The organism is Streptomyces sp. CBMA156 (assembly GCF_014596515.1).
GTDB lineage: Bacteria > Actinomycetota > Actinomycetes > Streptomycetales > Streptomycetaceae > Kitasatospora.
On the sequence record NZ_MSJQ01000267.1, the window covers coordinates 21,130 to 27,424 of the forward strand.

Consider the following 6,295-nt stretch of genomic DNA (forward strand, 5'->3'; position numbering starts at 1 on the left):
GTGAATCATCCGGATGAGTGATCTGGCTGCCATGGTGCGTGCGGCGGGGGTCATTCCCCCGGCCGGAAGTTCTCCGCCAGGTCGCCCCAGAGGTACGCGGCGGTCTCCACGCCCTTGGCCAGCAGGTCCAGCTCGACCTTCTCGTCGACCGAGTGCCAGCCGTCCGAGGGCACCGAGATGCCGAGGAACAGCACCGGCGCGCCCAGCACGTCCTGGAGGTCCGCGGCGGGACCGGAGCCGCCCTCACGGGTGAAGAGGATCTTCTGCTCGAAGGCCCGGCCCATCGCGCGGACGGTGGACCGGAGCGCCGGGTGGTCCAGCGGGGTCAGGCAGGGACGGGTCGCCCCCGGGAAGACCAGCTCGTGGCGGATGCCCTCGGGCACCTGCCCGGCCACCCAGGCCCGCACGGCGTCCTGGACCTTCTCCACCTCCTGCCCGGCGACCAGCCGGAAGGACAGCTTCAGGTGCGCCGAGGCGGGGACGATGGTCTTGCCGCCGGGGCCGGTGTAGCCGCCCCAGATGCCGTTGACCTCGGCGGTCGGACGGGCCCAGACCCGCTCCAGGGTGGAGAAGCCCGCCTCGCCGCGGGTGCCGTGGGACTTGGCGACCCGCAGCCACTGCTCCTCGTCGAAGGGCAGCTCGGCGAACAGCTCGCGCTCGCGCTCGGTCAGCTCGACGACGCCGTCGTAGAAGCCCGGGATCGCGACCCTGCGGTCGGCGTCGTGCAGCGCGGCGGCCAGCTCGGCCGCGACCTGGGCCGGGTTGGGGACGGCACCGCCGAAGGAGCCGGAGTGGATGTCGGTGTCGGGCCCGTACAGGTCGACCTGGGCGTCCGCCAGGCCGCGCATGCCGGTGCAGACGGTCGGCGTGGTCGCGGACCACATGCCGGTGTCCGAGATGACGACCACGTCGGCGGCCAGCCGCTCGGCCTCGCGCCGGACCAGGCCGGCGAAGTTCGGCGAGCCGGACTCCTCCTCGCCCTCGATCAGCAGCTTGAGGTTGACGGCCGGCGCGGTGCGGCCGGTGGCGGCCAGGTGGGCGCGCACACCCAGGGTGTGGAAGAACACCTGGCCCTTGTCGTCGGCGGCGCCGCGCGCGTACAGCCGGCCGTCGATCACGGTCGGGGTGAACGGCTCGGTCGCCCAGCCGTCCTCGCGGGCCGCCGGCTGCACGTCGTGGTGCCCGTAGACCAGGACGGTCGGCGCGGACGGGTCCCCGGAGGGCCACTCGGCGAACACCGCCGGCAGTCCGTCCGTCTCCCACACCTCGGCCACCGGGAAACCGGTCTCGCGCAGCTTGGCGACCAGCCACTGCGCCGAGCGCCGCACGTCGTCGGCCCGGTCCGGGTCGGCGGAGACCGAGGGGATGGCCAGCCACTCGGAGAGGTCGGCGAGGAAGGCCGCCTGGTGCCGGTCGATGTAGGAGCGGACGACGCTGTCCGGGGTTCTCGTCATACCGACGACTGTAGTTCGCCCGTGCGGGTGCCCGCCCCGGCCGTCCGGCTGCCGGGCGCTCCCGGGGCTGTAACCTCCGTCACCCCCGTCGCGGCGACAGCGCGCGACGGGGGTGACGGGGACGGCGGGAGCGGGCGGCGGCCTCAGCCCGAGCGGCGCAGCAGGGTGATCCGCGAGCGGGTCATCAGCGCCGCGAGCCCGGCCGCGAGCAGCGGCAGCAGCAGCACGGTGGCGGCGATGGTGGGCCACGGGAAGACCAGGGTCGCCTTGTTGGCGAGCTCCTCGGCGCTCATCCCGGGGTACTTGCCCGCCGCGGCCTCGACCTTGCGCAGGGCCACGCCCGGTACCACGCCGCAGACCACGCCGAGCAGGGCGCCCATCGCGGCGATCACGCCGCACTGGAAGCCGGACAGCGAGCGCCGGATGCGGGGTTCGGCGCCGACCGCCGCGAGGGTGGTCAGGTCCCGCTGGGAGTCAGCGGCCGCCAGTCCGGTGGCGATGCCGGCCGCGCCGAGGGCGACGATGGCGGCGAAGGCGTTCAGACCGAGGCGGACCAGGTCGGCCTGGGACTCGTAGCCGCGCTCGACCTTGAGCACGTCGTGGTCGCTGAGCTTGGCGAGCGCGCCGTCGGCCTTCTGCTGGGCTCCGTCGGAGGGCATCGAGGCGGGCAGCCAGACCGAGCCGGCCGGGGTGCCCCGGAAGCCGAGCCGGGCGGCGGTGGCCGGGCTGACCAGGGCCTGGCCCGGGGCGCGTACGGAGACCTCGGCGAGTACGGCGTCCACGGCGGTCTCGGTCCGGAGGGGCTTCTCCGAGGAGGGACCGTTGCCGGTGCTCGCGGGATTCGGGACGGTGTACTCGAGGAAGGTCTTGCCGTCCTTGATGTAGCGCGCGTCGAAGACCACGGCCTTGCCGGCGGCGAGGGCCTGGGCGGCCCCCTGGTCGGTGACGCCGTAGAGGTTGCGCAGCAGGGTGGCGTCGCCGGCGATCAGCGGGCTGTACGGGGTGCCGCGGCGGTCGTTGGTCTGGCAGCGCTTGTCGGTTTCCAGGATCCGCTCGCGCTCGGCGTTGGTGAGTTCGTTCTCCGGGCGGGCGGCGGGGCAGCGCTCCTCCGGGGGCGGTTCGACGCTGATGAAGCCGCAGTAGCTGCCCTCGGCGCAGTCGACCTTGGGCTCGACGCGCTGGACGTCGGCGCGCGGGCCGAGGTCGGGGATGCCGCGTTCGACGGCCTCCCGCATCTGCGGCAGCAGCTTGAGGTCGGCGTCGGCCAGCCAGCCGGAGCCGAGCATGACGGCCCCGGACGGGCCGGCGGCGGCGTAGTCGCGCCGGTACTCCTCGTCGACGCTGGCCATGTAGACGCTGACCGCGACCGAGCCGGCGACGGCGGCCATCACGGCGGCCACGGCGGGTGCGGTGCGGGCGCGGTGGCGCACCGAGTCGCGCAGGGCGAGCCGGGGGCCGAGGGAGAGCCAGCGGCCGAGCCGGCCGAAGAGTCCGACCAGGTACGGCACCAGGACGACCATGCCGAGTTCGGCGAGGGCCGAGCCGCCGAGGACGGCGAAGCTGCTGTTGCCGACGCCGTTGGTGGCGCCGTACAGGGCAAGGGCCGCGCCGCCGCCGAGCATCAGCAGTCCGAGGGCGGCGAGCCTGCGGCTCGGCGGCTTGAGGGTGTCGCGGCCGGTGAGCGCGGCCACGACGTCCTGGCGGGAGGCCTGGACGGCGGGCACGACGGCGGCCAGCAGGCCGGTGACGAGGCCCACCAGGAGGATGCCCAGCAGGTCGAGCGGCTGCAGCGCGAAGTGGCCGAAGCGCCGGCCGGAGTAGTCCTCGGCCATGGTGCGCAGCGCGGCGACCAGGCCGATGCCCAGGCCCAGGCCGGTGAGGGCGCCGGTGACGCCGAGCACGACGCCGCCGCCGAGCACGACCGCGCGGACGTTGGCGCGCTCACCGCCGGCGGCGGCGAGCAGTCCGAGCTGGCGCCGGGAGCGGCGGGCGCCGACGGCGAAGGCGGGGCCCGCGAGGAGGACGATCTCCAGCAGGGCCAGGCCGACGACGGTGGCGAGGATGACGACGTTGGCGCGGTCGAAGTAGCTGGTCTCGTCGCCCCCGCGCGCCCGCTTCTCGGCGTAGTACGGGACGTCGTCGCGGGCCGGCGGGTCGTCGGTGAGGACGGCGCGGGAGGTCAGCAGGAAGCCGTACTCGTTGACCTCGGTGACCTTGCGCCAGTCGAGCGCGGCGCCGGCCGGGAGCTTGACCAGCCAGCGGGTGGGCAGGTCGGTGCCGGACGCGCGGGCGTCGGTGCTGCCGGTGGCCTTGGCGAGCCGGTCGAGCAGGGTGCCGGGGCGGGTGAAGAGTTCGGTGGAGCGCAGTTCGCCCGGGTACTCGTAGGTGCCGGTGATGGTGAAGGAGACGTCGTCCAGGCCGCGGACGGCGGTCTTGTCGCCGAGCTTGAGGCCGGAGCGCTTCAGGAAGTCCGTGGTGACGGCGGCTTCGGTGTCGGCGGCGGGGGCGCGGCCGCTGACCAGGTCGAGCCGGCCCGCCCAGACCGGGTCGGTCAGGTCGGCCTCGCTGACCCGGGTGCTGAGCAGGCCCTGGGCGCTGCTCGCCGCGGTGTACGGGCCCTGGCGCTCGGGCACCAGGGTGGCGCCCGGGAGCAGTTGGCGGGCCAGTTCGACGGGGTCGGTGTCGAGGGCGCGCTGCTGTGCGGCGGTGTACTCGGGGGTTTCGCCCTCCTTGGCGTCGTCCTTGGGGCTCTGCATGCTGAAGCCGTGCTCGGGGTCGGGCGCCTGCTTGACGGAGGAGCCGCGCTCGACCATGTTCAGTTCGCCGGCGGCCTGCCCCATGACCCGTACCGCGTGTTCGGCGGGTGAGAGTTCCGCGCTGCGGAAGACCACGTCGGCGCCGGTGACGCCGAGGACGGGCAGGGCGACCATGGCGATGACGAGGGCGCTGCGGCCCTTGGCGCGCAGGGCGTCGCGGCGGGCGATGCGCAGGGCCACCCGCCAGGCGCTGAGCTTCACTCGTCCACCTTCAGGCTGTTGCCGGCGGCGCTGACGAGCAGGCTGGCCGCGTCCTGGCTGGTGGACTCGTCGACCATGCGGCCGTCGCGCAGGAAGACGACCCGGTCGGCCCAGGCGGCGTGCCTGGCCTCGTGGGTGACCATCATGGCGGCGGCGCCGGAGTCGCAGCGGGCGCGCAGGACGGCGAGGACGGCCTCGCCGGTGGTGGAGTCGAGGGCGCCGGTGGGTTCGTCGGCGAGGACCAGGCGGCGGTCGCCGATCAGGGCGCGGGCGATGGCGACGCGCTGCTGCTGGCCGCCGGACATGTCGTCGGGGAAGCGGTCGGCGAGTTCGGGGATGCCGAGCTCCTCCAGGGCGACGAGGGCCTCGCGGCGGGCGGCGCGGGTGGACAGCCCGTCGAGTTCGCGCGGCAGCGAGATGTTCTCGGCGGCGGTGAGTGCCGGGATCAGGTTGTAGTCCTGGAAGACGTAGCCGACGGAGCGTCGGCGGACCTGGGCGAGCTTCTTGCGGTTGAGCTCGCCGAGGGCGACGCCCTCGACCAGGACCCGGCCGCCGCTCGGGGTGTCCAGGCCGCCGGCCAGGGTGAGCAGGGTCGACTTGCCGGAGCCGGACGGGCCCATGACGGCGACGAACTCTCCTGGGTGGACCCTGAGGTCGATGCCGCGCAGGGCCTGGACCTCGGCGGCGCCCTGGCCGTGGACGCGGGTGACGTTCTCCAGGTGGAGCACCGGCGTCTGCCGGGCCTCTTCGGTGTGGGACACGAATTCCCCCCTTGTGCTGGGTGTGGGCCCGGTGTCGGGACCGGAGCCTGGTGGTTCGGGTGGTGCGGGGGCTCAGGCGCGCAGGCGGCGGCCGCGCTTGGCGGGCGCGGCGCCGTCACGGACGGCCTCGGCGGTGCGGTTCTGCAGGAGTTCGGCCTGCTGGGAGAGCCGGGTCTCGCAGTGGTCGAGCCAGCGGATCTCCGCCTCGGTCTGGAAGATCAGCTGGTCCAGGACGAGCAGCCAGGCCAGGTCGTTGCTCTCGGAGGGCACCACGCCGGGGCGCTTCTCCCCCGCGAGGGCGCGGCCCTTGAGCCGGGTGTAGTCCTGGAGCGCCTTGATGCTGTGCCGGCGCTGGCCCTGGACGACGGCGGAGACGTCCACCCCCGGGACGGTCACGGCCATGGCGAGTTTGATCGCCAGTTCGTCGCGCGGGGGGCTGGTCCGGGGCACCGGGGTGTCGAACCAGCTCCGCAGTTCGGTGCGGCCGGCGTCGGTGGCGGCGTAGAACTGGTGGCCCTCGCCGTCCTCCCCCGCGGGCTCGACCAGGCCGTCGCGTTCCAGCCGGGAGAGCGTGGTGTAGACCTGCCCGACGTTGAGCGGCCAGGTGGCGCCGGTGCGCGCCTCGAACTCGGTGCGCAGCTGGTAGCCGTAGCGCGGGCCCTGGTCGAGCAGGGCGAGCAGACCGTGACGGATGGACATACCGAGTATGTATACCCGGTATGCCCTACCGTCTCAAGCCGCGCCCGGCGTTCCCGGCGAGCGGGTACCGTCGTGCGGTGTGAGCCAGTTGCGCATCGCCACCTTCAATCTGTTGCACGGCCAGCCCCTCGCCCCCGACGGCGCCCCGCGGCCCTACCCGTCCGACGCCGGTGCGCCACTGGCCGAGGCCGTGGCCGCGCTGGACGCCGACGTGCTGGCGCTCCAGGAGGTGGACCGGCACCAGGCGCGCTCCGGCGGCACCGACCAGGCGGCGGTCGCCGCCGCGGCGATGGGCGCGAAGGACTGGCGCTTCGCCGCCGCCCTGCACGGCAGCCCGGCGCCGGTCGCGGGCTGGGTGCGGGAG

5 protein-coding genes are annotated in these 6,295 nt (G+C 74.4%); 1 reads left to right on the forward strand and 4 read right to left on the reverse strand.

Annotated features, from left to right (window positions below; genetic code table 11):
* Positions 1–50: 50 nt before the first annotated feature.
* The 4 genes from BU198_RS22620 to BU198_RS22635 form a co-directional block, all read right to left on the reverse strand.
* Positions 51–1,454: a dipeptidase gene (locus BU198_RS22620; protein WP_188298682.1), complete on the reverse strand. Its 1,404-nt coding sequence runs from the start codon at positions 1,452–1,454 to the stop codon at positions 51–53.
* 143 nt (positions 1,455–1,597) lie between these two features.
* Complete coding sequence (locus tag BU198_RS22625; protein WP_188298683.1) at positions 1,598–4,471, reverse strand: FtsX-like permease family protein; 2,874 nt, start codon at positions 4,469–4,471, stop codon at positions 1,598–1,600.
* Positions 4,468–5,232, reverse strand: coding sequence for an ABC transporter ATP-binding protein (locus BU198_RS22630; RefSeq protein ID WP_188298684.1), 765 nt, complete (start codon positions 5,230–5,232; stop codon positions 4,468–4,470). The genes BU198_RS22625 and BU198_RS22630 overlap by 4 nt, the downstream gene beginning before the upstream one ends.
* Before the next feature lie 72 nt (positions 5,233–5,304).
* The gene (locus BU198_RS22635) at positions 5,305–5,931 is read right to left on the reverse strand and encodes a PadR family transcriptional regulator (protein WP_188298685.1); all 627 of its coding nucleotides are present in this window, start codon (positions 5,929–5,931) and stop codon (positions 5,305–5,307) included.
* 79 nt (positions 5,932–6,010) lie between these two features.
* On the opposite strand from BU198_RS22635, the gene BU198_RS22640 reads away from it, so the two are divergent.
* The coding region (locus BU198_RS22640) for an endonuclease/exonuclease/phosphatase family protein (protein WP_411293221.1) at positions 6,011–6,295 on the forward strand (285 nt) is incomplete at its 3' end.